This window comes from Exiguobacterium sp. UBA6282, from assembly GCF_002440475.1.
In the GTDB taxonomy this organism is placed as follows: Bacteria; Bacillota; Bacilli; order Exiguobacteriales; family Exiguobacteriaceae; genus Exiguobacterium_A.
In genome coordinates this window covers 85322-111599 of sequence record NZ_DJUM01000054.1, presented here as the reverse complement: position 1 = coordinate 111599, position 26278 = coordinate 85322, and the positions used below count along the sequence as shown (strand labels likewise).

23 protein-coding genes and 1 pseudogene are annotated in these 26278 nt (G+C 46.3%); 15 read left to right on the top strand and 9 right to left on the bottom strand.

The features are described 5' to 3' along the window. Nucleotides 1-3 precede the first annotated feature (3 nt). The 3 genes from menB (at nucleotide 4) to menC (ending at nucleotide 3340) form a co-directional block, all read left to right on the top strand. Entirely contained in the window at nucleotides 4-828 is an 825-nt protein-coding gene (gene menB, locus B2751_RS14385; RefSeq protein ID WP_023469886.1) for a 1,4-dihydroxy-2-naphthoyl-CoA synthase, read from the top strand. Between the two features lie 71 nt (nucleotides 829-899). Continuing rightward, on the top strand, nucleotides 900-2273 hold the full coding sequence (menE, locus tag B2751_RS14380; RefSeq protein WP_290775397.1) for an o-succinylbenzoate--CoA ligase: 1374 nt from the start codon (nucleotides 900-902) through the stop codon (nucleotides 2271-2273). Next, on the top strand, nucleotides 2270-3340 hold the full coding sequence (gene menC, locus B2751_RS14375; RefSeq protein WP_290775395.1) for an o-succinylbenzoate synthase: 1071 nt from the start codon (nucleotides 2270-2272) through the stop codon (nucleotides 3338-3340). Before menE ends, menC begins: the two co-directional genes overlap by 4 nt. Before the next feature lie 76 nt (nucleotides 3341-3416). Here menC and map read toward each other — a convergent pair whose 3' ends face one another. The 5 genes from map to B2751_RS14350 all read right to left on the bottom strand — a co-directional run bounded on the left by map (nucleotide 3417) and on the right by B2751_RS14350 (nucleotide 8575). Next, on the bottom strand, nucleotides 3417-4178 hold the full coding sequence (map, locus tag B2751_RS14370; protein WP_023467279.1) for a type I methionyl aminopeptidase: 762 nt from the start codon (nucleotides 4176-4178) through the stop codon (nucleotides 3417-3419). A 13-nt stretch (nucleotides 4179-4191) separates the two neighbouring features. After that, nucleotides 4192-5382, bottom strand: coding sequence for an EAL-associated domain-containing protein (locus tag B2751_RS14365; RefSeq protein WP_056063615.1), 1191 nt, complete (start codon nucleotides 5380-5382; stop codon nucleotides 4192-4194). A gap of 73 nt (nucleotides 5383-5455) precedes the next feature. Then, nucleotides 5456-5722, bottom strand: coding sequence for a hypothetical protein (locus tag B2751_RS14360; RefSeq protein ID WP_035412663.1), 267 nt, complete (start codon nucleotides 5720-5722; stop codon nucleotides 5456-5458). A 106-nt stretch (nucleotides 5723-5828) separates the two neighbouring features. Further along, nucleotides 5829-7388 (bottom strand): DEAD/DEAH box helicase, encoded by a 1560-nt coding sequence (locus tag B2751_RS14355; protein ID WP_035412660.1) that lies wholly within the window; start codon nucleotides 7386-7388, stop codon nucleotides 5829-5831. 332 nt (nucleotides 7389-7720) lie between these two features. Then, nucleotides 7721-8575 carry a CvfB family protein gene (locus B2751_RS14350; protein WP_035412657.1) on the bottom strand — a complete coding sequence of 285 codons (855 nt, stop codon included), beginning with the start codon at nucleotides 8573-8575 and terminating at the stop codon, nucleotides 7721-7723. A gap of 233 nt (nucleotides 8576-8808) precedes the next feature. On the opposite strand from B2751_RS14350, the gene B2751_RS14345 reads away from it, so the two are divergent. From B2751_RS14345 to B2751_RS14315, 7 genes and pseudogenes are all read left to right on the top strand, one after another. Then, complete coding sequence (locus B2751_RS14345) at nucleotides 8809-8976, top strand: hypothetical protein (protein WP_023467274.1); 168 nt, start codon at nucleotides 8809-8811, stop codon at nucleotides 8974-8976. Nucleotides 8977-9101: 125 nt separating this feature from the next. Then, a complete protein-coding gene (locus B2751_RS14340; protein ID WP_035412654.1) occupies nucleotides 9102-9407 on the top strand; it encodes a hypothetical protein in 306 nt (101 codons plus the stop codon). A 38-nt stretch (nucleotides 9408-9445) separates the two neighbouring features. Then, nucleotides 9446-9703 carry a hypothetical protein gene (locus B2751_RS14335; protein WP_023467272.1) on the top strand — a complete coding sequence of 86 codons (258 nt, stop codon included), beginning with the start codon at nucleotides 9446-9448 and terminating at the stop codon, nucleotides 9701-9703. 78 nt (nucleotides 9704-9781) lie between these two features. Next, nucleotides 9782-10480, top strand: a complete 699-nt coding sequence (locus B2751_RS14330) for a lysophospholipid acyltransferase family protein (RefSeq protein WP_035412648.1) — start codon at nucleotides 9782-9784, stop codon at nucleotides 10478-10480. A gap of 1 nt (nucleotide 10481) precedes the next feature. Then, nucleotides 10482-12402, top strand: a pseudogene (locus tag B2751_RS14325) (ABC-F family ATP-binding cassette domain-containing protein). A 1471-nt stretch (nucleotides 12403-13873) separates the two neighbouring features. Next, entirely contained in the window at nucleotides 13874-14362 is a 489-nt protein-coding gene (locus tag B2751_RS14320; protein WP_290775391.1) for a GGDEF domain-containing protein, read from the top strand. 10 nt (nucleotides 14363-14372) lie between these two features. Further along, entirely contained in the window at nucleotides 14373-16160 is a 1788-nt protein-coding gene (locus B2751_RS14315) for a GGDEF domain-containing protein (RefSeq protein WP_056063607.1), read from the top strand. A gap of 54 nt (nucleotides 16161-16214) precedes the next feature. Here the strand turns inward: B2751_RS14315 and B2751_RS14310 are convergent, their stop codons facing one another. From B2751_RS14310 to B2751_RS14300, 3 genes are read right to left on the bottom strand one after another with little or no spacing between them, the layout of a single operon-like run. Next, nucleotides 16215-16859 carry a hypothetical protein gene (locus tag B2751_RS14310; protein ID WP_035412639.1) on the bottom strand — a complete coding sequence of 215 codons (645 nt, stop codon included), beginning with the start codon at nucleotides 16857-16859 and terminating at the stop codon, nucleotides 16215-16217. Continuing rightward, on the bottom strand, nucleotides 16856-18028 hold the full coding sequence (locus B2751_RS14305; RefSeq protein ID WP_035412637.1) for a DEAD/DEAH box helicase: 1173 nt from the start codon (nucleotides 18026-18028) through the stop codon (nucleotides 16856-16858). Before B2751_RS14305 ends, B2751_RS14310 begins: the two co-directional genes overlap by 4 nt. A 28-nt stretch (nucleotides 18029-18056) precedes the next feature. Then, a complete protein-coding gene (locus B2751_RS14300; RefSeq protein WP_035412635.1) occupies nucleotides 18057-18485 on the bottom strand; it encodes a hypothetical protein in 429 nt (142 codons plus the stop codon). A gap of 339 nt (nucleotides 18486-18824) precedes the next feature. Here B2751_RS14300 and pflB point away from each other — a divergent pair, with 339 nt between their 5' ends. From pflB to abc-f, 3 genes are all read left to right on the top strand, one after another. Further along, nucleotides 18825-21074, top strand: coding sequence for a formate C-acetyltransferase (gene pflB / locus B2751_RS14295; protein WP_290775388.1), 2250 nt, complete (start codon nucleotides 18825-18827; stop codon nucleotides 21072-21074). 34 nt (nucleotides 21075-21108) lie between these two features. After that, nucleotides 21109-21828, top strand: a complete 720-nt coding sequence (pflA, locus tag B2751_RS14290; RefSeq protein ID WP_035412629.1) for a pyruvate formate-lyase-activating protein — start codon at nucleotides 21109-21111, stop codon at nucleotides 21826-21828. Nucleotides 21829-22102: 274 nt separating this feature from the next. Next, nucleotides 22103-23803, top strand: coding sequence for a ribosomal protection-like ABC-F family protein (gene abc-f / locus B2751_RS14285; RefSeq protein WP_290775386.1), 1701 nt, complete (start codon nucleotides 22103-22105; stop codon nucleotides 23801-23803). A 72-nt stretch (nucleotides 23804-23875) separates the two neighbouring features. On the opposite strand, the gene rsgA is transcribed toward abc-f, so the two are convergent. Further along, nucleotides 23876-24925: a ribosome small subunit-dependent GTPase A gene (rsgA, locus tag B2751_RS14280; protein ID WP_290775384.1), complete on the bottom strand. Its 1050-nt coding sequence runs from the start codon at nucleotides 24923-24925 to the stop codon at nucleotides 23876-23878. 273 nt (nucleotides 24926-25198) lie between these two features. On the opposite strand from rsgA, the gene B2751_RS14275 reads away from it, so the two are divergent. Both B2751_RS14275 and B2751_RS14270 read left to right on the top strand, forming a co-directional pair. Next, nucleotides 25199-25576 carry a hypothetical protein gene (locus B2751_RS14275; RefSeq protein ID WP_058704987.1) on the top strand — a complete coding sequence of 126 codons (378 nt, stop codon included), beginning with the start codon at nucleotides 25199-25201 and terminating at the stop codon, nucleotides 25574-25576. A 50-nt stretch (nucleotides 25577-25626) separates the two neighbouring features. Beyond that, nucleotides 25627-26244: a hypothetical protein gene (locus tag B2751_RS14270; RefSeq protein WP_023467259.1), complete on the top strand. Its 618-nt coding sequence runs from the start codon at nucleotides 25627-25629 to the stop codon at nucleotides 26242-26244. Nucleotides 26245-26278: the final 34 nt, after the last annotated feature.

Below are 26278 nucleotides of genomic sequence, written 5' to 3'. Positions count from 1 at the left end.
CAAATGAAATACGCTCCGGAATGGGTATCAGCCCGTAGCTATGAAGACATCAAATATGAACAATGGAACGGGATCGCAAAAATCACGATCAACCGTCCAGAAGTTCGCAATGCGTTCCGACCACACACGGTCCATGAACTCATCGACGCATTTTCACGTGCACGTGACGATCAAAACGTCGGCGTCATCATCTTAACAGGTGAAGGCGATCTCGCATTCTGCTCTGGCGGAGACCAAAAGGTACGCGGACATGGTGGATATGTCGGCGACGATGAAATCCCACGTTTAAACGTCCTTGATCTTCAACGTTTGATTCGTGTCATCCCGAAACCAGTCATCGCTATGGTCGCAGGTTATGCGATTGGTGGCGGACACGTCCTTCACCTCGTGTGTGACTTGACGATCGCTGCAGACAACGCCCGCTTCGGACAAACAGGTCCAAAAGTCGGTTCATTCGATGCTGGATATGGCTCTGGTTACCTCGCGCGCGTCGTTGGACACAAGAAAGCGCGTGAAATCTGGTACCTCTGCCGTCAATATGACGCACAGCAAGCACTTGATATGGGACTCGTCAACACGGTCGTTCCACTCGCGGATCTCGAGCAAGAAACGATTCAATGGTGTGCTGAAATTCTTCAACATTCACCAACGGCTCTTCGTTTCCTCAAAGCGGCATTCAACGCCGATTCAGATGGTCTCGCAGGGATTCAGCAACTCGCAGGAGATGCAACATTACTGTACTACACGACTGACGAAGCAAAAGAAGGACGCGATGCGTTCAAAGAAAAACGCAATCCTGACTTCGGACAGTTTCCGCGTTTCCCATAATGAAAAAAAGGTTCAATCGTCTTATGACATTGAACCTTTTTCGTATATTCATCAAAAAGGAAGTGACTATTTTGTATCCTTGGATCTATACACGGGCAAAAGAGCAACCGGATGACATCGCGCTCATTACGGAAACGGAGCGTTGGACGTGGTCTGAACTATATGCACGCGCGCATCGTTTGGCGAGTACGTGGGCGACGATCGTGACACGCGGAGACCGGATTGCTCTTTACGGTCCATCCAGTGCACAGTATATCGTCGCTCTTCACGCTGCTCAATTGCTTGAATTAACCGTCGTCCCGATCAACACTCGACTAACGCAAACGGAAGTGCTACGCCAATTCAAACAGGCAGATGTGCGGTTCGTCGTAACAGACCGGATACTCGATACAGCGATTCCGTGTCGAGCTTTCTCTTATGAAAAAGAAGCGCCCGATCTGTTAATACGCCATATGCCTAAACAATACGTCCAATCAATGCTCTTTACGAGTGGTACGACCGGACATCCGAAAGCTGTGGAACAAACGATGTTGAATCATTTCTCGAGTGCGACGAATGCCGCTCGTCATATCGGATCACTGCCAGAGGATCGTTTTTTGATTGTCACACCACTGTTTCATATGAGTGGGTTAGCCGTCGTCTATCGAGCGGTCATCTATGGAGTACCGATCATTCTCGAGCCACATTTTTCACCAGAACGCGCCTTACACTGGATTACGACGGAAAAAATTACACATGTCTCACTCGTCTCAGTCATGCTTGATCGGTTGCTCGACGCCGGACTACGTCGTCACGCGCTTCGCGTCGTACTGACAGGGGGTGGTCCTGTTCCATTACCGATTCTGACGCGTGCACTCGACCGCAATATTCCTGTCATGCAGACATATGGGATGACGGAAACAGCTTCTCAAATCGCGACTCTTCTGCCTGAGGATGCCTTACGAAAAATCGGATCAGCTGGACAAGCCATTTATCCGACGCAAATCCGCATCACGCGTCACCAAGAAATCGAAGTCAAAGGACCGACAATCATGAAAGGCTATTTTCATGATGAAGAGAAAACGGCAGACGCCTTTACAGCAGACGGTTTTTTCAAGACTGGTGACTTGGGACGTTTGGACGCCGATGGATACCTATATGTCCTCGATCGTCGAAGTGATCTCATCATCTCAGGTGGGGAAAATATTTACCCAGCTGAGGTCGAATCAGCACTTCTCTCGATCGATGGGATTCAAGAAGCAGGTGTCGTCGGACGATTTGATGCTAAATGGGGACAAGTTCCGGTTGCCTTCATCGTTAGTTCACTCGATGAAGCCATCATCCGAACGGAAATCAGTCAATTGCTCGCCAAATATAAATGTCCAGTTGATTACATCTACCATAGCGTTTTGCCACGCAATGCGAACGGTAAACTATTGCGGAAACAACTGAAGGAGTCATTATGAGCATCACCCTCCGGTCTGCCGAATTGTTCGATGTACCGCTCGTCTTTCGTCGTCCGATGCAAACAGCACTCTCGACGTTAACGATACGCAGGACGACGATTTTGCGCCTGACCGATTCGGAAGGACGAATGGGTTACGGGGAAGGAGTCGCGTTTGATACACCGTGGTATACGTCCGAAACACAACATTCTCTGCAAGGAATCGCTTCACTGCTGTACCAGTTACTTGACCAACCGCTCCATCATCCAGCAGATGTCACGCACCGCTTCCGCATCGTGCAAGGCAATCCGATGGCAAAAGCGATGTTTGAAGGAGCGATTTATGAATTATTCGCAGCAGCTGCCGGACAATCGCTCGCTACGTATCTCGGAGGTGATGAATCATCCCTCGTACCTTGCGGGAAAGCACTCGGACGGGCTTCTGCAGCGCAGACCGTCGAAGCCGTCGGACAAGCGCTCGCCTCCGGATATGGACGGATCAAGCTGAAGCTCGCTCCGACGGATACCGTCGTTCTTGAGCAAGTACGTGCCGCTTTCCCTGATGCGCCCTTGATGTTTGACGCTAACGGCAGCTTCACAGAAGCAGACTTTCCTTTATTACAGCATTGGGATTCATTCGGTCTCGTTATGATGGAACAACCTCTCGTAGCGTCGGATTGGTCCGGACATCAACGTCTCGCTAAACTCTTGCAGACACCGATTTGTCTAGATGAATCCATCGTCGCTCCAGCGGATGCCGATTTGATGAAGACGCTTCACGCTGGTCAGATTCTGAACATCAAACCGGCACGTGTCGGTGGGCTGACGAACGCTTTGTCCCTTCGAACAAAAGCGCCCTACTGGCTCGGAGGGATGTTCGAGAGCGGCATCGGACGTCGTCAGACCCTTGCTTTCGCGACACTTCCAGGGCTCGCTTATCCGATCGATATGGCAAGTACTGCGGATTATTTTGAAGAAGATTTGCTCGAGACCCCGTATCATGTCGAACACGGACACATTCGCTATTTTGCTCCAGCCGTATCCGAGTCCCAATTAAACAAATTGGCAACCTCCCGGATCTCTTTGTAACAAGAACACCACGACGAAAAAGAGGCAATGGATTGACTTCCATTGCCTCTTTTTGTGTTTTATTATGCGAACTTTTTTAGAACGATTCTTTGCCTTCGACTTTCGTCAAAATCTCATACCCGTCCTTTAAGACGACGACAGTGTGCTCAAACTGTGAGACAAGGCTCCGATTTGGTGTGTATAACGTCCAGCCATCCCGCTCATCTTCGATACAGAACTCGTCTCCTGTTGAAATGAACGTCTCGACAGCAATGACTTGCCCTTCCTTCAGCAGATCGTTTTCTTCACGATTGAAGTAGTTCGAGATGGATTCCGGCTCACCATGAAGTGTCTTCCCGAGACCATGCCCCGCTAAGTTACGGATGACGGTGAAACCACTCTTACGCGTTTCAGCATAGATCGCTTTTCCGATCTGATTGACCTTCGTTCCGGCTTTGACCTTCTCGAGTCCTTTTTCAAGCGCCGTCAATGATACTTCAACGAGTCGGACATCTTCCGGACGTTTTGCTTCTCCTGCGATGACTGTTTTCCCCGTATCCGAATAGTAGCCATTCTTCACAGCTGAGACATCGACATTAACAATATCGCCTTCTTGAATGACATATTTACCCGGAATACCGTGTGCTGCGATATCGTTGACACTGATACATGTCGCTCCCGGAAAATCATACATGACGATCGGGGCAGATTCTGCTCCCTGCTCCTTCAGAATACGTGCTCCGATGTCATCAAGTTCCTTTGTCGTGATTCCTGGTTTGACGGCATCCGCCATCTCGTCGCGCGCCATCGCGACAATGCGTCCAATTTCTCGTAATGCTTCATAATCATAATCTAACACTTTCATTTCCTCCTCATTCACTCAATCGTTCTTGATATAGATAATCTGCGGAGATATCCGCAAATAAGAACATGCCATTGCTGAGCGGCATACTAAACGTCCGCGTTTGTTCACTCGAGCTGAAGTCGACGTACCGTTCCGACAGATATCCGCTATGCCGTCTCTCCATTGCTACCGTCGTCCGGATAAAGTAAGGACGAAAACTCCAGTTGTATCCCTTGTAGAAGGAATACAGTTTCCACTCGCCACTCTTTTTACTGACATTCGAAGACTGTTGGAAGCCATTCGCGTCCGTGATGTAAAACCGGATGAATTCCGGCTCCATCTTCCGGGCGAGCATTAGCAGCCATTGATCGAGATCTTGCTCCGACTTCAAGGACTGACAATACTCATTAAATCGGACTGTCCAGTCTTGCTCCAGTTGGAACAGGCGATTCATCTGTTCCCGATCATATTTATAGAACATCGGGACTTCATGGATCAAGACCTCCATTCCAGGACAAGTCATGACCCATTCCGGCGCAGCCTCTCCTAAAAGATTCCCCATGTAATAGCGTCCACCATGCTGCCACGCATATCGAAGTTGACCAAGATGACTGATGTTTTTATACAAAAGTGGCGCTCCAAGCTGATCACAAAGGTGCTCCATCGTCTGTAAGAGATGCGGATACGATGCTGAGACGGTCTTTTTCTCAATCATTGAAGATAGATCGACGATCAACATATCCGGCGACATCGAAAAGACGCGTTCGAGACTCGTTGCTTCCGCGCGATCCAGCGCTACCTTCAGTCCAGAATTCTGATAGTACGCGACGATCCGGCCCAGACGATCAAAATCATCGACTTGAACATCCGTCAAAGTAACATACATCCGTTCTTTTGGAAACGACGAGTCGACCGTACGTAAAACATGCAAGAAATCTTCCCCACCGTTCTCAAACAACCAAGCCGGACGACAACGGATCAGGATGAACGCTTGTGTATCGGAGGGTACTTTTTGGAATGCTTGACGGACGACATGTCCCATGACTTCGAGCTGATACTCGATCGGAACATCATCTTCCTGAAAAAATGGTTTTAACGGTTCTCCACGAAAATGGGACTGGATTTCATACCCTTCCACCTTAAAAGGGGCAGCGCCTACGATCGGTTGAAACCACGCCTCTATCTCTTCGGGATGAACGATGACATCTAATGCGTCCATTCTATTCCCCCCTTGTACTCTTGTTCTATCTTAACAAAAAAGGAGCCTCTCTGTAACGAGAGAGCCCCCTGTTTTACGATAACGTCGTATCTTTCCGCATTGCGATATACAAATACACACCGAATGTCGCCGTCAAGTAGATGATACTCAGGACACCGTATTGAATCCCAACAGCTCCGCCCTTACCAATGGCCAGCACAAGAAAGATGATGCCACCAAATAATAAGGTCGCTAACGGAATATAACGAAAATGTCCTTTTGTCGTCCGCTCACAAATCTTTTTCGTCGCGACGATCAGTGCAACGAGACAGACGGATGCTGCTACATAAATGGTATACACGAATGATTCAGCCCTCTCCCTATCGTTCATGGCTCATTTTATCATGACCGCTTAGATAAATCATAAAAAAGAACCGACTTGTCTGTGACAAATCGGTTCGAATCGTTTACTTTTCAAAGCGTGGTTTGCGTCCACCACGGTTACGATCGCTTTCGCTACGGTTGCTACGTCCAGCATAACCGCCTTCACGACGATCTGATGAAGAAGATGAACGACCACCTTCACGACGATCGCCACCACGCGGGTTGTTTCCACGGTATCCGCCACTGCGGTTGCCGCTTCCACTTCCACCTTTGTTTCCGTAAGGACGACGGTTTCCACCACCGTTGCTACCGAAACGTTTCACGCGGATTGGTTCGATTGAAGAGATTTGGACTGGTGTTGCATCCGGCTCTTTCGTCAATCCTTTAAGTGCTGCTGAAAGAAGTTCCACTGCTTCGTACTCTTCTAAGAGTTCTTGTGCAAGTGTCGTATATTCTTTTGAGTCTTTTGCTTCAACACGTTTAATGAGTTCTTGTGCAGCAAGCTTCAAGTTGCCTTCTAAGATTTCATCAAGTGTTGGTGCATGACGACGTGACATTTTTTTGTTCGTGACACGTTCGATTGTTTTAATTTGACCGAATTCACGTGGTGTAACAAATGTGACAGCCGATCCTGTTTTACCAGCACGACCTGTACGACCGATCCGGTGAACGTAGCTTTCTGGATCTTGTGGGACGTCGAAGTTGTAGACGTGTGTGACACCAGAGATGTCAAGACCACGTGCTGCAACGTCTGTCGCTACGAGGATATCGATTGTTCCTTTTTTGAAACGACGGATGACTTGGTCACGTTTTGCTTGTGTTAAGTCACCATGTAAACCGTCAGCTGTGTATCCGCGTTGGATCAAGCCTTCTGTCATCTCGTCAACACGTTTTTTCGTACGACCGAAGATGATTGAAAGTTCTGGAGAATCCGTGTCGATCAAACGGCAAAGAACGTCGAATTTTTGGCTTTCTTTCAATTCGATGAATGACTGGTCGATGTTTTCAACTGTCATTTCTTTTGCTTTGACTTTGATGTGCGTCGGAGTCGTCATGAAACGATCTGCGATTTTACGAATTTGTGGTGGCATCGTTGCTGAGAACAAGAGTGTTTGACGTGTTTCAGGAAGTGCACCGAGGATTTTCTCGATATCTTCGACGAATCCCATGTTCAACATCTCATCTGCCTCGTCAAGGATGACCGTTTGAACGTGATCGAGGTTCAACGTCTTACGGTTCATGTGGTCCATCAAACGTCCTGGTGTCGCAACGACGATTTGTGGATTTTTGCGAAGTGCACGGATTTGACGATCGATTTGCTGACCGCCGTAAACAGGAAGTGCATGAACGCGTTTTACTTCACCGATCCGGTTCAATTCTTCAGCTACTTGGATTGCAAGCTCACGTGTCGGAGCAAGGATCAACGCTTGGATGTTGCGTGATTTTGCGTCAAGACGCTCGATTGTTGGGATACCGAATGCTGCAGTTTTACCAGTACCTGTTTGTGCTTGACCAATTAAGTCAACGCCGCTGAGTCCGACTGGAATTGTTTCTGCTTGGATTGGTGTTGCTTCTTCAAAGCCCATTTTTAGGACACCTTTGATAAGTGCCTCACTAAGATTTAATTCACGAAATGTTGTCAATGCTAAATACTCTCCTTTGTCATATGAAAAGCGTCTGCCACTAAACAGACGCTACCGTAACGAATACAATCGACTACCTATTATAACAGAATCTATCCCATAAAGATAGAGTGGTTTCTCTCATAATAATGTTTAGGGAAGTCACCATCATAATCGTTGCCATAAGGGCGAGGGAAAGGCGAAGTGCCCGGACCGTGCGATGAACGTCATCGCGTGCCCCCACTAGTGATGGGGTATATTCAGTAAATGGTCGCCGGTAATCAAACCAGCCGCAACCACCAAAATGATGAATTCCTTACTATCTATTCGAAACGCAGGCTTACTCGGTTTGATTATTGCGTCAACCGAATACCCGTTTCATTTTTTTCTATTTTTTTATCTTTCAACAGGCGACCGAGCGCTCGTTTGAATGCTGCCTTACTGAGACCGAATACTTCATCGATCTTCTCGGGAGCTGTCTTATCACCATACGGCATCTGACCATCATGTTCAAGTAGATGGTTCAGAATCAACTCCGCGTCTGTATCAATGGCTTCAAAGGCACGTGGTCGTGCTGAAAGTAATACTGTACCATCTGGTTTTACATTTGTCACTCGTAATTTCAAGACTTCTCCAAGACGCGGCCAACGTTCCATCTCGCGTTCATGCAAGAATCCGATTGACTGATCGTTGACCCAGACATTGACGCCTGGTTCGCGTTGTGAGAAGACGAGACCTTCGACGTCCATGTTGTTCCATTCTTCTGGAGCTGGCTTCGCTCGTAAGTTGAAGTAAGCATATGGTGCAGGGTCTCCGAGTAAACGAAGCTTTTGATCATGTTTTAGACGAATGAAAAGTTGATCGCCTTCTTCCGGCCAGAACATCCGACGTTGCGGCAAATCGTCAAGTGAGACAAGAACATCTTTTTGAATCCCGATATTCGCGAACACTCCTGTGTTATAGCGTGTCCCATTGATCGTCGTCTTGACGTAGTCTTCAAATGAAGCTTCTGGAATCGTCATCGATGATGCCAAACGTCCTTCATTATCTTGATACAAGAAGACTTCTACTTCATCATCAAGAGCTACTTTTTGTGTCTGTTCATTGTTATGCAACAACACATCTTCATTTCCATCTGTCAAAAACACTCCGAACTCTGCTTCACGTTCTACTTTTAATGTGACAACCTGTCCTGCGCGTAATCCCATTTCGGGTCATCTCCTCTCTCTATTTGAATTGGTTCAAGTTCATTCTTACCATCCTGCTGTTCTTTCCCTACCATACTATACTCTTTTTCTGTTCACCTCTGAAATCGACCCCACGATGACAGTTGTGACATATTTGTGAACGAAACACATTTGCGTGATTTTTTTGAAAAAAAGATATATGATTAAATAACAGGAAAAAGAAGGTTTAGTTTAGGTAAATATGGGGGATAAAAATGTTTCATAATATTCAATCGCGTTCGTTCGCTCGACGCTTCACGAAAACATTGGTTTTTGCATTTTTTGCTTTCCTTGCTACGATTGGAATCGTTTTTGCAGAAGGATCAAACAGTACAGATATGACTCCGAAGACACCAGCGCTTCAGCAAATCGATCGCCCTTAAAATCTACACCTTCCGTGTGGATTTTTTTATTTTTTCCGGACATTTACAGGACGATAAAGGAAAATCAAGTTCAACCTCGAATTAGATGAACACACCTATATTTTAATTTCGAGGAGGAAACGGACGTGCTCTTCTACTTATTCACGACGATTGCGGGTCTCATCACTACATACTTAAGTTTTGTTACCGGTTATTATACAAGTTCGATTGGTGTTTTCGTCTTTACGTTAGCGATTTGCCTATCGTTATCATCGATTCGACAGTTACTCCGTACGTCCTATCTGACTTACATTGAATACATTCAATACCGTCGCGTCAAAAAACAGTACGAACGCATGAAAAAACGAGAACAGTCTTATCAAATTGCCTATCCTAATCGAGATTCGAGTACACCACTTGCATTCTCTGGGACAGACCAGCATGATAAATAAAGAACACGATTTCATCACCTAGGAGGAACAGATTCATTATGAACGAAATCCCTTTATCAAACGGTTGGACACTCCGCTACTCACCTGTCATCGATTTATGGTTGAAGGAAGATGGCGTACTGCTCGTAGATCACGAAGATAAGGTCCGCTTGACTCTCATCTTGGATGAAGAGACGATGGAAATCAAACAGATCGACAACACGAACGCTACGTTCTCCGTTGATCCGACGACACGTCGCCTCACTTTCGAACTTGGAGAAAGCGAAGAGGAATCTGAGCCTCGTTACTGGGAATAATCATGGAGACCGGGTGCGACACCTGGTCTTTTTTTGTACAATAACATCAGCAATGAAAAAAGGAGTTGTCACTTTACCATGATCCGTACTGTCATTTGGTTCATTTATTTTGGACTTGTCTTACCCTGTACCTTACCGTTTTTACCAACCGCAAAACGTCGAACGCATCTCGCGCGCTATGCATTCGTTCAGCGTGTAGCGAGCGCCTGGGCGAACTCTCTCCTCCGACTCGCTGGCGTTCGTGTCCATGTGACGGGGCATGAACATATCCCGGCAAATGAACCTGTCGTGTTCATCTCGAATCACCAAGGAAACTTCGATGTTCCGATTCTACTTGGAAAAATCGATAAACCAAAAGCATTCATCTCAAAAATCGAAGTGAATAAAATTCCAATCGTTAATGTCTGGATGAATCTGATGGGGTGTGTCATGATTGACCGAAAAGACCGACGCCAATCACTAAAAGCGATCCGCTCTGGTGTCGACACGATCAAGGACGGACAATCAATGATCATCTTCCCAGAAGGAACACGTTCAAAAGGCGGACCGATGGCGGAATTCAAAGCAGGAAGTTTTACCCTTGCGACATCAAGTGGCGCACGCGTCGTACCAGTCGCGATTTCAGGTAGTTATCGTGTCATGGAGGAAACGGGTAAGATCCGTCCGGCTACAGTCGAAGTCACGATTTTGCCGTCGATTGACCCGAGCACGATGACACAGAAAGAACTCGTTCAGACGGTCGAACATCAAATCAAACAGATTGTAGAAGGTGTCTAATATGTTAATGAAAGTAGAAAATCTCAAAAAAGAATTTGCCGATAAAATTGTCTTCGAAGATGTCACGTTTTCCGTCTCTCCTGGTGACCGGATCGGTATCATTGGCGTCAACGGTACCGGTAAATCGACCCTCCTGCACATTCTAGCAGGCAAAGAAACAGCAGATGCTGGTACGATCCATCATCCAAATGATTATCGGATCCGTTTGCTATCGCAAACGACCGATTATCCGGAAGATCGGACTGTCATGGAAGTACTCCTGTCGGGTGACACACCAACGATCAACGCGTTGCGCCACTACGAAACGGCACGACTAGCGCTCGAACAGGATCCGACAAGTGAGACGTTACTCAACCGCTTCATCACGACGCAAACCGAGGTTGATGCCGCGCAAGCGTGGGACACGGAATCGCGTTTAAAGATGATCTTAAACAAACTCGGCATCCTCGACTTGAACGCGTTGATCGGCTCTCTTTCCGGAGGACAACGTAAGCGTGTCGGACTCGCTGAAGCCTTACTCGATGAAGCTGATCTCCTCCTGCTTGATGAGCCGACGAACGAACTCGATGCCGATACGATCGCTTGGCTTGAGACCGTCCTGGCCGATTATCGAGGCGCTATCTTACTCATCACCCACGACCGCTATTTCTTGAATCNNTCACTCATGATCGCTATTTCTTGAATCGTGTCACGAATCATATGATGGAGATCGCAAATGGAACAGCTTATTTCTATGTCGGAAACTATGAATCGTTTCTTGAAAAACGTGCCGAACGTCGTGAACGGACGGCTTCTATGGAGGAAAAACGTCAAAACATCCTCCGTCGCGAACTCGCTTGGTTGCGTCGCGGAGCAAAAGCACGGACGACGAAACAAAAAGCCCGGATCCAGCGCGTGGATGCTTTACAAGACCTTTCTTACGAGGAAGAAGAAGCGACACTTGAAGTACAGGTCGGTTCGACCCGCCTCGGCAAGAAAGTCATTGAAGCATATGACGTCTCGCACCGATTTGGTGAACGGACACTTTTTGAATCGTTTGACGCTCTGATCGGACGCAAAGAGCGGTATGGCATCGTTGGTCGAAACGGTAGTGGAAAATCGACACTTCTTTCAATNNCTTAGAGCCAACAACGGGTGAGATCATTCACGGCGAAACGGTGAAGATCGGTTTTTACGGTCAATTCGCCGAATTCACGCATCCCGAACGCCGCGTCATCGATGAGGTCGAACGGATCGCAAAAGTCATTACGACACTCGCCGGTGAGGAGATCACAGCAAGTCAGATGCTCGAACAATTTCTCTTTAAACCGGAAGCACAATATAAACAAATCGGCAAGCTTTCTGGTGGCGAAAAGCGACGTCTGAAATTGTTAACGATTTTGATGGAAGAACCGAACGTCCTCTTCCTTGATGAGCCAACGAACGACTTGGATACCGAGACCTTATCCGTACTAGAAGATTATTTAGAATCATTCCCAGGTACTGTCATCACAGTCAGTCATGATCGCTACTTCCTCGATCGGGTCGTCGATCGCCTGATTGCATTTGAAGATGGAAACATCATTTTTTATTACGGACAATATACAGACTATCTTGAGCAAATGGCAGCACCCGTTCCCTCAATCGTCGTTGAAAAAACGGCAGAGGTTGCTACAGCACCAAAAACAGAGACGCCAAAGAAACTAAGTTATCAGGAACAACAAGATTGGGCTATCATTGAGCAACAAATTGAAGAGAGTGAAGTTGAACTAGAGCAATTAGAGGCTGATCTCGCTTCAGCAGGAAGTGATCTCGGAAAGGTCAATGAATTGTATCAAGCCATCGAAAAGACCAAAGCGACGCTTGACGAGCGAATGGAATATTGGACATATCTTTCTGAAAAAATCGAGGCATTTGAAAACCATCGCCAATCTCATCAATAAATCCGATAAGCGGAGTTCTTCACTTAGAAGAGTTCCGCTTTTTTTATGAAATAGAAAACATCTCTTACTTTTATTTTTAATTATGAAAATAAATGTGAATTCATATTAGATATCGGGTAATGTTATAGCATATTTCGTTTTGGAGGAAGGCTTGCGAAAGGAGGAGTTCTAGTGAAACGGATGGTTCAAAACATCTACCCTATCGTCGCATTCTACTTAGTCATTACTTACATACTGCTCTGGCTATTGCCACAAGACCTTTCGTTACAACTCTCGGCACTTATTAGTTTAAGCGGTTCTTTCATGATTTTCTTATTTAGTCGATCGACGGCTTTCAAACAACCTTCCCTTCCGTACAAGTGGTTATCCATCGCTTTCTTCTCTTATTTTTTAGGCGATTTCCTGAATATGATTGGACGTTTCTTTCAATGGAACGATGTCAATTTGAACGTCTTGCTGGATTTACCTTATACGATTCATTTGACAATGATGGTCCTTTTCTTTTTCCGACAATTAGATTTGACATTATTCAAAAAACAAAAGTTATTGATTCTTGATTCCTTGACTTTATTCGCTGTTTCAATGATTGCTGGATATATCGCTATTTTCCGCTTTGTTCCCTCTTATACGCGAACGACACTCGAGCAAATCAGTTGGACATTTTATGCCTTTTTGACAATTTTGTTGACGCTTTTCTTTTTTTTACTCTATGCGTCTGGGTTAAGACGGAACGTATCACGATCAGGATTTATCTTTCTTGTCCTCGGAACATTCATTCTCGGCATGACAAACTTCGTGTTTTATACCTTGTTATTAAACGGTGAACCGCAAATATCGGGTCTATTGCTTCCGCTATATCCACTTAGCGGTCTGTTCCTCATCGCCTTTCTGAACACACGTACACTTCCCATGAGTCGTGAGGAGCAAGCAAATCTCATTCGAGTCGAGACACTTACGCGTTCACTGTTGGTTTACATCTTATTATCTGCGCTGATTCTTTATATTACGTTTTATCCTGTCTCTCGAACCTTCTTCTTGTTGTCTATTGGTATTACGTTTTTATTATTTTTAACACGGCAGCTTTTTTCATACCGGGAAAATCTTCGGTTGTTACAGGAAACAACGGCATTACAAACGAATCTAGAAGACATCGTTCATCAAAAAACAGAGTTGCTACAGTTGCGTGAAAAAGAACTGACGTCACTTTTTTTGTCTTATCCAGAAATCGTTTTTGAAATCGATGACATGTATCAAATTCGATCCGTCAATCCAGCCGCTGCAGAAGCAGGATGGAATGATTTACCGCTCGGACCGAGTCAACGCCGTCAACTTGATCGGCTCATCCCGTTGCTTCAACAAAAGCAGTCGACCTATCCTGCTCACCTCCTACATGTNNCCACATCAGCAACGCTATTTCGTCGTCTTAGCGGATGTCACAGAAGACTATCAACAGGAAGTATGGCTAGAACGTATGGGATACCATGACTCACTCACTCGTTTACCAAACCGGCGTTACTTCGAGGAGCAACTCTATCTAACTCTGCCAACGTTAGATTATGGCTCCTTATTATTCATAGATTTGGACGGATTCAAACAAATCAATGACACCTATGGACATGATGTCGGTGATTTACTGCTACAAGAAACAGCAACGCGTCTTCAATCAATGACGACGCCAACTGATCTCGTCGCACGCCTTGGTGGAGATGAATTCTTGATCTTCATTCAGGCATCTGCCTCGGAAACTCGACAGTTTGCCGAACACGTTCTCGAAATCCTAAATTATCCATTCTATATCAACACGTATACGCTTCGTATCACACCATCTATCGGAATTTCCTTATACCCTGAAGACGGTAAGAGTTCAGAACAGTTATTGATTCGGGCAGACGAAGCCATGTACCAGATCAAGAAGAACGAGAAAAATAACTATATGTTCGCTGTCCACATCAAACGTTAGGAGGGATCCCGTGCTTAAATCAAACTACTTCATCCGTTGGTTCCCTGCCATGCTCGTCATCTCTTTTATTCTAATGATCCTTACTACATGGACTCCTTCCATCTCTAATGGGATTGTCGAACAGGTACTTCAGTATGTATCACTTGGGTTGATCGCTTACTTCATTCTTACGGCTTATCGTAAGGAACAAATATTAGTCGTACCCAGACGAAATTTCTGGCTGATTGCTTTAGGATCACTGGTTTTATCCTATATCGGTTCCATTTTTGAGACGTTACGTTTTGTCTATTCAGACTTTCCAATTCCATCTATTTATAGCCTGATTTTATTTTCAATATCCCATTACGTATTCTTATACGCGATTTTTTACCGAATCATCACAAAACGAACACTCGGACAACATGTACTTGCTTTCGTTGATGCCGCGATTATCGTCATTTTCATTGGACTTGTCGCATTCCATGTCCTCAATGAACTGACGAACCCTGGGCTTCAGACTGTTCCTTATGCCATCATCGTCATTACGAACACATCACTCGGTTTGTTCGTTTTTTTCTATTTTACGTTCATCCAAGAAACACATTGGGTATCACGGATGGCCTTATTTCTATTATTCTTATCCATTTTCATTCGTGGTATCTATGAAGTCTCTAGTGTCTACTTCCCTGATTTTTCAGCGAATTATCTGGTGTTCTTCCCGATATTGATTCGTTTGGCGCAAAGCGCAGCTATTCTATGGCATGTTGATCATATTGAAGAAGGAACTGCTCGAACGACGGTCATTCCCCGTTCGTGGCTTCCTTTACTGGCCATCCCTTTGTTCATCCACTACATGGTGGAACAAGAAGGTGGAAAACTCGACATCTTTATCATATTATTCCTACTAATCGTTCGACAAATCTTGATTGCCCGTCAACATGGGTTGATTGTCGCACAATTACACGAACGAAATGAACAACTCGCTTCACGCATTGAACATCGAAAACAACAAATCCAAGATAGTGAACAACAGGTCATTCCACTCTTCCTCGGTCATCCTGATCCGATGATTCGACTCGATCAGTCCGGCACTGCGCTGTACGCGAATTTAGCTGCCCAACGTCTGTTTCATTTGCCAGATATGACGATTGAACATGTTCCTCGTACGATGCGTCATTTGTTAGAAATGCTCGAAACGAACGTTGATGAGTATGAGGATGAACAAAGTCGACGCTATGAAATCATTGATATTCCGATTCAAATTGCCGCTACCTCGATGGGACGATTCACGATTTTACATGATGTCACGGAAAGCAAAATTCGTCAAAAGAGAATCGAATACCATGCCTATCATGATGCTTTGACTAATATCGGAAACCGTCGTTCCTTAGAACGAGATTTCTCAAATCGACTCTCCGATAAGAATTATCTTGCCTTAGTCGATTTAGATGGATTTAAGCAAGTCAATGATACGTATGGTCACGAGGCAGGAGATTATGTATTAATTGAAGTTGCGAAGCGATTGAGCGAACATACAAGTTCTTCGGAATCCGTGTATCGCCTCGGTGGAGATGAATTCGCGATCCTTTTACAAGCCGATGATGAACTCTCCTTACGCCGAAAATGTAAATCCTTTTTACAATTTTTAAGACGTCCCTATGTCTACAAAGGACAATCTTTATTCGTTTCCGCAAGCATCGGAGTGACAGCGTGTCATGAGGCCGATCTTGAAACATGTTTAAAGCAAGCCGATCTTGCCATGTATCGCGTGAAACATCGGGATAAGAATGATGTCGCTTTATATCGAGCGGACCCATGAAAAAAACCTAGGACATATGACTTTTTGTAGTCAACGTGTCCTAGGTTTTTTGAGTTATTCTTCTGGTCTTGGTGCAATGTTACCTTCTTCGATATCGAGGAGCAAGTCGATTAATTCCGCACAAAACTCTGGATATTGACGAAGTAACGCGTCTTCTCCCACTTCATCCACAAAGTCCGTCAACAAAGCGAGGACTTCTGGTACTAATGCGCGCGCTACCTTCATGTAGGCAATCGCAAAGCGCCACTTACCAGAAATATAGAGCAGTTTCCCAATCAACAGATCCCCCGGTTCGACTTCAATCTCAGCCAAATCCGTTTGATACGTCTGTTTCGACATTAAATCAACAACACCATCTGCATCGACTTGAAACAGCGACGGCATCGGGTCAGCTAATCCACGCAAGGCGCGATAGAGACTAGGTGATAGCTCGTCTTTTATCTGCTCGAGAAAACGACCGTGCGGTGTTTTTCCTTGATCATCCGTTTCATAGAAGATCGCCCAGTCAACGAATAAGTCCCGGAACAATTCAGCATCTTTTAAATACCAACGTCCTTCTGTCGCAATCTCTTCAATGAAAGCGACCCAGTCCGTACTGCGTGCTGTTGCTGCTTCCTGATACATTTTCTTCAAGGCTGCATTCATTTCCGCTTCAGAAACCGTCGTCGGAAATGGAATTACTTTTCGATCGTTCTTCATTTCGATCGCCCTTTCCGGTGAGGAGTAGCCGGTCGCTTAATCGTCTGAGGAGCTGTGAATTCACGTTTCGGAATGACTTCTCCGCGGTAAATTTCCATTGGCTCCATCTCGACGCCCATTTGCTTTGCAAGTGTTTTTAAGTGTTTTAAATCTTGATCCGTGACAAGTGCAAGTACCATCCCATTTGCGTTTCCGCGTCCCGTCCGACCTGAACGGTGTACGAAATCGTCAAGCGACTCCGGTAAATCGTAATGGACGACGTGTGTGACCGCTTCGATATCAAGCCCACGCGCCGCAAGACCTGTCGTGACGAGTAAAGGAAACTCTCCCTTTTTATAAGAACGCAAGGTCTCCATCCGCTCTCGTTTTCCTTTTTCAGCGTCTAAAATCCGGTATTTCAGTGAGAATTTACTCAACTCGCCATTCAATGGTCCAAGGAATGAGCGATTGTTGATGAATGTCAGCACTTTTGATCCTTGCATGTTCGCCAGACGACGTAACAATTCCGGTTTCTGACGACGTGAAGTCTCCAAATAACCGAATGTCACTTGTGTGCTGACGGCACGCTCAACACGAATCGTCTCAGGATCATTCGCAAGCGTCCGTCCCCATTCTGCTGTCCGTTCCGGCAATGTCGCTGAGACAAATGCCAGTTGTCGATCGCGTAGCGCACTATTTGCGATTCGCGTCGCCGAGTCACTCATGCCACTTTCATAAATTTGATCCGCTTCATCTAAAACAATCAATTTCACCTTATGCATCTTCAGCTTCTTCGAATCAATCAACTCGACGAGACGTCCCGGTGTTCCGACGATGATTTGCGGCTTTTTCTTCAATCGTTCATATTGTCGCTTTAATTCAACACCACCAATGAATGCACCGGATTTGATACCACTTCCTTGAGCAAATAATTGAATGACTTGATGAATTTGCATGACGAGTTCCCGTGTTGGTGCCGTGATGACGACTTGCACGTGTGGCTCTTCCACTTCAATCTTTTCTAAAGCTGGAATGACATAAGCAAGCGTTTTCCCTGTTCCTGTCGGCGCTTCAGCTAGGACATCTTTTCCTTCGCGCAACAACGGAATCGCTTGTTCTTGAACAGGCATCAACTCTGTAAAGCGCGCCCGTTCCCATGCTTCCTGTAAAAATGGTTTTGTAAAGTTCATAACGATTTCTCCTACTCTCTTAATTCCATCATGCCGTTACGTATTCGACATGATCTCCTGATGCATCACGGTATCCCCGTAATGTCTGTGTATATTCATTTCCTGCGTCGAGCAATCGGATGTGGAACCGGACTTCTTCTTCACCAGCTTCTTCCTTTAAAATCTCGAAGCCTTGGATGACACGATCCTGTAATTCTGCAGCGAGTGCCGGATACACGGCAAGACTCGCATACGTCGCTTTTACGTCCACGGGACGGCGAACAAGCGCAATCCAGTACGATTCATCATAGCCGATAAAGTCTTCATAATCAAAATCATCTTCAAACCGAATCCAGAATCCATCACCTTCAAATTCTGTGATCATCCCAGTTCGCGTCGAACCTTCCGATCCGATTTTCAGCGAGACCCAGTCTCCCGACTGATAATCTCCTTGTTGCGTTAATGACACATACTCCATTTGGCACACCTCCACGTTCTATGTTCCCTTTTTCATTGTCAACGATACGTCCTAAAAACACAAGATACCGTAACGTGACATTCCTCACAGTTTCAACTGTGCTAGTGGATCTTTTTCAAATCAGCTCATACAGTTCCGTGAAAATCTTGATTTACCAGACTTCAACTGTTTTTTAATCTTCACTCTTTCATAGGTACAGAAATAAAGAAAGCCCGTCATATCAACGTTTGTTCACTTGTTAAAATATTCACATGAACGTAAAGGGAATCTCTACCTCCTTTTGTTACACTATTCACATAAGGAACTGATCATTAGCTCAATTTTAAAGGAGTGGTATCCATGTTATTAGAAAAAACGAGTGCCTGGGCAAACTTTACGTCTGGCGAATGGATCAAGACAATCGATGTTGCAGACTTCATCCGGCTCAATCGCACGGAATATACAGGTGATGATCACTTTTTAGTCGATCCGACGCAAGCGACGCAACGGCTTTGGCAACAAATTCTACAGTTGACGAATGAAGAACGACAACGTGGTGGTGTGTATGCCGTCGATGCCAAGACACCATCAACGATTCTCTCGCATGATGCAGGGTATCTGGATCCCTCTCTTGAAAAAATCGTCGGCTTACAGACGGATGAACCGTTCAAACGTTCAATTCATCCGAACGGCGGGATTCGGATGGTGAATGATGCCTTAGCTGCGTATGGCTTTGAAGCAGACGAGACCGTCACGAAAATTTTCAGCGATTACCGAAAAACACACAACCAAGGGGTTTTTGATGCTTATACTCCAGAGATGCGCGCCGCGCGTAAAGCCGGTATCATCACAGGATTACCAGACGCCTATGGACGTGGGCGGATCATTGGCGACTATCGTCGTGTCGCTTTGTACGGAACAGCACGTTTGATTGAAGAACGTAAGCGAGACTTGAAGGCACGTGGCGGCTTCCTCTCTGAATCGATGATCCGCGACCGCGAAGAAATGAATGAACAATTGCGCGCATTAACGGAATTGACCGAGCTTGGAACTCGCTATGGTTTTGATCTCTCCCGCCCTGCAGAAACAGCACAAGAAGCATTCCAGTGGGTCTATCTTGCTTATCTTGCTGCGATCAAAGAACAAAATGGTGCAGCTATGTCACTCGGTCGCGTCTCGACGTTCCTCGATATTTATGTCGAACGTGATCTTGCGACCGGCCGCTTGACGGAAGAAACAGCACAAGAGCTCGTCGATCATTTTGTCATGAAACTTCGGATCGTCAAATTCTTACGAACACCGGACTATAACGATCTCTTCTCTGGCGACCCGACGTGGGTAACGGAATCGATTGGCGGGATGAGTGAAGATGGTCGATCAAATGTCACGAAAAGTTCATTCCGCTTCTTACACACGCTCTCGACACTCGGTCCGGCACCTGAACCGAATCTAACTGTTCTCTGGTCCACTCAGCTTCCACGCGGATTTAAGGAATTCTGCGCGAAGATGTCGATCATATCAAGCTCGATTCAGTATGAGAACGATGATTTGATGTTGCCGGTTTATGGGGATGATTACGGCATCGCTTGTTGTGTCTCCGCGATGCGGATCGGGAAACAGATGCAGTTCTTCGGTGCTCGAGCAAACCTGGCAAAAGCATTACTCTATACGATCAATGGCGGAATGGACGAGAAGCTCAAAATCCAAGTCGCCCCAGCTACACCATTGATGCTCGATGAAGTACTCGATTACGAGACGGTCATGGCGGCTTATGATCGTCAACTCGATTGGCTCGCGGAACTGTACGTCAACACACTGAATGTCATCCACTACATGCATGATAAGTACAGCTACGAACGGATTGAAATGGCTTTACATGATCCGGAAATCTTACGGACGATGGCATGCGGCATCGCTGGTTTATCAGTCGTCGCTGATAGTCTATCCGCCATCCGTTATGCGACAGTTCGTCCAATCCGAGATGCGGATGGGGTTGCAGTTGATTTCAAGATCGAAGGCGAGTTTCCAAAGTTCGGGAATAACGATGAACGGGTCGATCAGATGGCGGTTGATCTCGTGACGCTATTCATGGAGAAAATCCGTAAACATCCAACGTATCGCAATGCGCTCCCGACACAGTCTGTCCTGACGATCACTTCAAACGTTGTCTACGGTAAAAAGACAGGAAATACACCCGACGGACGCCGTGCGGGTGAACCATTCGCACCGGGTGCTAACCCGATGCATGGACGTGATACCCGTGGTGCTGTCGCTGCTCTGACGTCTGTCGGGAAACTACCATATGAACATGCGCTCGATGGTATCTCCTACACGTTCTCGATCGTTCCAAAAGCACTTGGTAAGGAGGAAGCAACACGTATTCGCAATACGGTCGGATTACTTGACGGATATATGGGTGGTACGACTTCAAAAGGTCATCACTTGAATGTCAACGTCTTCGACCGTGAGACGTTACTTGATGCCATGGAGCATCCGGAACAGTATCCACAGTTAACGATTCGGGTTTCCGGTTATGCCGTCAACTTCATTAAACTGACGCGTGAACAACAGATTGATGTCATCAATCGTACGTTCCACGGTTCTCTCTAAAATGATGTGTAGTATGTGAAAGGAAGTGAGCAGAATGACCTATGGTATGATCCATTCCGTTGAATCATGTGGAACAGTCGATGGTCCTGGCATTCGATTCATCGTCTTTACGCAAGGATGTCCACTACGGTGTCAATACTGTCATAACGTGGATACATGGGAGTTCGGTTGCGGACAGCGTGTCTCAGCAGACGAAGTCGTAAAAGAAGCGATCAGCTATCGCTCCTTTTTCGAGGCGACGGGTGGCGGAATCACCTTCTCTGGAGGTGAACCGCTCGCTCAGCCAGAGTTCCTAGAGGCTGCTTTAACAGAAGCGAAGCGGCATGGACTGCATACGGTCATCGATACCGCGGGATCCGTCGTCCCGAAAAACATCGACGCCATTCTCGATGCGACGGATTTGGTTCTGCTCGATATCAAGCATATCGACGATGCTGCTTGTCGCGTCTTGACTGGACGAAGTAACGCCAATACACTCGCCTTCGCAAAACGCCTAGCCGAGCGAAACATTCCCGTCTGGATTCGCCACGTCCTCGTTCCAGGTATTACGATGTCGGAACATTTCCTCCGTCAGACCGGCGAGTTCATCCGGACGCTCGGAAACGTCGAGCGCGTCGAGGTACTGCCGTATCATCAACTCGGAGTCTATAAGTGGGAAAACCTTGGTCTTGCTTATCCGTTAACTGATGTGCTTCCCCCTTCACGAGAAGAAACAAACGCTGCGCAAACCCTACTTGAATCGTACTTGTGTTAACGTTTCCAATTTGTTACAATGACATCATAGATTATGAACAGGAGGTACAACACCGAAATGAAGCAATCACTCGTACACGTCGCTTGATGAATGAAATCATCTCTTTCGCAATGCAGTTGCGGATGTCTGACGCTACGAGTCTGCTCTTTTTCGGTGTGACCATCCTCTGGTCATCGCCTTCTTTGAGTTACACTCCGGCACACCATCCGCTCGCTTCGGATGGTGTGTTTTTCATTTCATCTTATCGGAAATGAACACTAAAGGAGCTGCTTTTATGCCTACTGAAACACTTACGATCCAACACCTATCGATGGACTACGACGAACGACGCCTTTTCTCGGACGTTTCTTTTCATATTCATACCGGTGAACATGTCGCCTTAATCGGTCCGAACGGCATCGGAAAAACGACACTGTTACACTTGATCGCTGATCAACTTCAACCGACTGACGGTTCGATCAAGCGTCATTACAAAAAACTCGGTCTACTATCACAACACTTTGTGGCGGGCGATCACACCGTTCTTGATGTCGTCGAACGAGCGGATGCGGTTCGTTATCAACTTCGCGCTAATGCCATAAATGGTGACTTGACGATTTATCAACAAGCAATCGATCAGGACGCCTTCTCGCTGGAAGCAGATGCAGCACGCGTCTTAAAAGAAGTCAAATTAGAGGAAGCACTCTGGACACACAAAGCATCCAGTTTAAGCGGTGGTGAACAGACGCGCCTCCAACTTGCCTGTCTGCTTCTATCACGACCTGATTTCATCATTCTCGATGAACCGACGAATCATCTGGATCAAGAGACACTCGAGTGGCTCACGGAATGGGTCAACATGTCACGGACCTCGATTCTCTATGTCTCACACGAACGATTCTTCATCGACGCAACGGCTGATGCCGTCATTGAATTATCCGAATCAGGGGCAACGCGATACAGCGGAAACTATCAGTCCTATAAAGAACAAAAGGAACATCAAGCTCTGTCGCAACAACGAGCGTACGAAAAACAAGAACGCACCCGTAAAGAGCTGACACGCATGATTCAAGGATACCGGCAATGGCATCAAAAAGCTTCGGATCAAGCGAGTGAACGCGATCCATATGCGAAAAAGAAAGCCGCTAAACACGCAACAAAGGTCAAAGCAAAAGAACAACAGCTTGAGCGCTTACTGGAGAATCGTGTTAAAAAGCCAGAGGTTGCACCGACTGTTCACGTCGCATTTGAACATGAAGCGATTCATGCGAAGCGACTCGTTTCGTTCGAACACGTCACGTTTAGATATGAGACGAAAACCATTCTAAACGATGTCTCATTTTCAATCGATCGCGGTGACCGGATTGCTGTCATTGGACCGAATGGAAGTGGGAAAACGACCTTACTGCGTCTCATTGAGGGCGAATATGCTCCTAATCAAGGGACAGTCATCCGCCATCCTCGATTAAAAACCGGCTATTTTTCACAAGCTCTTTCCCATTTACCGACATCCGGTACGTTGTTAGAGGCATTGCTCGAGTTCGGCACGATGAGTGAAACGGACGCCCGGACGTTGCTCGCCTGCTTTTTATTCCGTCGCGATGATGTTTACCGGTCGATTTCCGACGCCAGTATGGGTGAGAAATGTCGAATCGCCTTTTTACGCCTTTATTTCTCTGGTGCTCACTTGCTTATTCTCGACGAACCGACGAACTATTTGGATCTTGCGACTCGTGAACAAATCGAAGCCGCCCTCGATGTCTTCCCTGGTGAGCTCCTCTTCGTCTCTCACGATCGTTATTTTACCGATCGGCTATCGAACCGGACGTTTGACTTAACGACTGGATTCAACGATCATCCGGTCGGAACGGCCACGGTACGAAACGCGCGCCGAAGTGACCCTGAAGCGATTCAATCCGATCTACATCGTCTTGATGCTTTGACGGGTAACGTGCCGTTCAATACAGAAACAAATGAATCACTTTCAAAAGAATAACGAGAAAAAAGCATCTGCATAGAAAAAGAGACTCCTTTTTCCGTTGCAGATGCTTTTCATATATCAATCGTATTATCGCTTTTGATACTTCACTTTCGTATGCGCTTGGGCCTGCTTGTGGATTTTTTTCCACTTTTCTTTCTCCGCCGCCTGCAACGCCACGTTTTGCTTGCGTTCCGCATAGGCGATTTCTCGTTTTAGCTTGACGAAGCTGTTCCAGCGCTCAGCAGTTAGTGTGCCATCTTCTAAAGCTATCCGAACGGCACATCCCGGTTCCTTATCATGTTCACAGTCTCGGAAACGACAGTTTTCAGCAAGCTCCTCAATATCGGAAAACGTCGACGATAAACCGTCACTGCCATCCCATAAGGCCAATTCTCGCATCCCCGGTGTATCAACAAGCAATAGACCGTTCGCCAGTCGTTTCAGTTCGCGATGTGTCGTCGTGTGACGTCCACGTTCATCGTCTTCCCGTACGCCACCCGTCTCCATTAACTGTTCTCCAGCTAAAGCATTGACGAGCGTCGACTTCCCAACGCCGGACGATCCGACTAACACGATCGTTTGCTTGACTTGTAACTGGGCACGTAGTTCCTCTAATCCGTCACCCGTCAAAGAATCAACGGCAAGGATTGGTGTTCCGAACGCAATCGCTTCGACAGCCTGCAGTTCTATTTCGATCGACGGCATCAAACTTTTTTTCGTCAGGACGATGATTGGTGTCACCCCTGCATCCCAAGCAACCGTTAAATAACGTTCCAGTCGACGGACGTTGAAGTCATGTCCAAAAGCCATGACGAGCAAGGCAACGTCGACATTCGCGCAGATAATTTGTTCCTCGGTCTCCGTCCCTGCCGCTTTTCGGGAAAATTGAGACGACCGTGGCAAGACCCGTTCGATTCGTCCTTTGCCTGGCTCTCGCTCTGTTTGAATGATCCAGTCTCCAACCGCTGGCAATTCAGCTTTCGTTCCTGATTGAAAACGCAGCTTACCAGACAGTTCGCTAAGTGATTCTCCTGTGTCCGTCATGACACGATAATGCGTTTGGTAGACGGCCGTGATTCGTCCCAGTTGTTCTGTTCCTGTCGTTTCGTAGACAGGTGGTGTACCCCATTCGTTCAAATGGTTTCCTCCTCTGATTTAAGGGAGGGAAACCCCTCCCTGGTTTTCGACACATGTTACTTTTTTAGCGTTGATTGTTGCACTCATCAACATCACTCCTCTCGATTCGATTCCTTTATAGAATATCATATCAATCAATGTTTCTGGTAGCGCTTCCCTCAAAGTCAGACCTTCTCTCCGCCTTAAGCCCGAGAGCAAATACGGTCCAAAGAGCGTCGTACGAACAGAAGGACTTCCGTATTATAAAGGTATCAACACAAGGGAGGCTTCCTCATGAAGCAATCGAAAGGAAAACAATTGGTGATGGTTCTTGCCGGACTCGCATTACTCGCCGTTGTCATCGGAACATTACCACATATGATCGGACTTGGTTTAGGGGCATTACTTGCGTTCTATTCGATCAGTAAGTTCATGCAATCGAACAAATGGCCAGCGAAACTCGGTTTCGGATTTCTAGCAGCCATCGGAATCGGACTTGCCCTCTCAAACATCTGGGCAGTCATCGGAATCGCAGCAGCCATCGCATTGTACGTTGGTTACATGCGTATGAAACTACAGCGTGTCAATGTTCAAGATCTCTTTAACCGCCGCCGTACGTCAACAACACATTTTGAAGCTGACTGGAAAGACTTAGACGAAAAACGATTCTAAATTTAAAGATAATACCCATACTGTTTACCACTTTCAAGGAGGAATTTTTCATGAAAAACGTGTTTGATCAACTCAATGATTTTGCGACACAAATGATGACAGAAGTCAAAAAAGCCGCTGAACAGGGCGAAGTACCTGCTAAAAAGCTCGTTCGTCATATTCGATCTACAGAAGCTGATTTAAAAGAGATTGATCGACTACTTGAGCGTCAACGGACATTATTGCTGGAACTGACTCAAAAGCAGGAAGAAGCGAAGGATTTAGCCGATAAACGCTTCAAACAAGTTGAAATCGCAAACGAAGCCGGTGAACAGCAACTCGCCGAACGTGCTGCCATCGAATCGAAACATTACGGAGAGCAATACCGGTTCTTCGAAGAACTCGTCGCTGAAACGAAACGTGAGTTAAATGAGCTTGAACGTGAAGCCCTCGAATTGAAGTTGAAGCTCGAAGACCTACAGAACAAACGGTACGAATGGATGATGCGCGAAAACGTTTCGAACTTAAAAAACAAGATGAACCAGGTGCTAGATCGCGAACCAAATGCTACTATAAAAGAAGAAGCACATCCGTTCACGGCGGAAGAACCTGAAGCAAAACAACCAGCCGTTGATGAAGATGATATCGATGCGCGTATCGCTGAACTCGAACGCCGCATTCACCAATAAGCAGTTCATGACGAAGGAGGCGTATGCCTCCCTT

Bases quoted from the DNA above. Each gene is read 5' to 3' on its own strand.
- abc-f (WP_290775386.1), top strand. From the start codon at position 22,103: ATGCCTACTGAAACACTTACGATCCAACACCTATCGATGGACTACGAC.
- B2751_RS14305 (WP_035412637.1), bottom strand. From the start codon at position 18,028: ATGAACTTTACAAAACCATTTTTACAGGAAGCATGGGAACGGGCGCGC.
- B2751_RS14335 (WP_023467272.1), top strand. From the start codon at position 9,446: ATGAACGAAATCCCTTTATCAAACGGTTGGACACTCCGCTACTCACCT.
- B2751_RS14350 (WP_035412657.1), bottom strand. From the start codon at position 8,575: ATGGGATTACGCGCAGGACAGGTTGTCACATTAAAAGTAGAACGTGAA.
- B2751_RS14320 (WP_290775391.1), top strand. From the start codon at position 13,874: ATGGGATACCATGACTCACTCACTCGTTTACCAAACCGGCGTTACTTC.
- B2751_RS14330 (WP_035412648.1), top strand. From the start codon at position 9,782: ATGATCCGTACTGTCATTTGGTTCATTTATTTTGGACTTGTCTTACCC.
- pflA (WP_035412629.1), top strand. From the start codon at position 21,109: ATGACCTATGGTATGATCCATTCCGTTGAATCATGTGGAACAGTCGAT.
- menB (WP_023469886.1), top strand. From the start codon at position 4: ATGAAATACGCTCCGGAATGGGTATCAGCCCGTAGCTATGAAGACATC.
- B2751_RS14365 (WP_056063615.1), bottom strand. From the start codon at position 5,382: ATGGACGCATTAGATGTCATCGTTCATCCCGAAGAGATAGAGGCGTGG.
- B2751_RS14270 (WP_023467259.1), top strand. From the start codon at position 25,627: ATGAAAAACGTGTTTGATCAACTCAATGATTTTGCGACACAAATGATG.
- menC (WP_290775395.1), top strand. From the start codon at position 2,270: ATGAGCATCACCCTCCGGTCTGCCGAATTGTTCGATGTACCGCTCGTC.
- pflB (WP_290775388.1), top strand. From the start codon at position 18,825: ATGTTATTAGAAAAAACGAGTGCCTGGGCAAACTTTACGTCTGGCGAA.
- B2751_RS14345 (WP_023467274.1), top strand. From the start codon at position 8,809: ATGTTTCATAATATTCAATCGCGTTCGTTCGCTCGACGCTTCACGAAA.
- B2751_RS14275 (WP_058704987.1), top strand. From the start codon at position 25,199: ATGAAGCAATCGAAAGGAAAACAATTGGTGATGGTTCTTGCCGGACTC.
- B2751_RS14310 (WP_035412639.1), bottom strand. From the start codon at position 16,859: ATGAAGAACGATCGAAAAGTAATTCCATTTCCGACGACGGTTTCTGAA.
- B2751_RS14300 (WP_035412635.1), bottom strand. From the start codon at position 18,485: ATGGAGTATGTGTCATTAACGCAACAAGGAGATTATCAGTCGGGAGAC.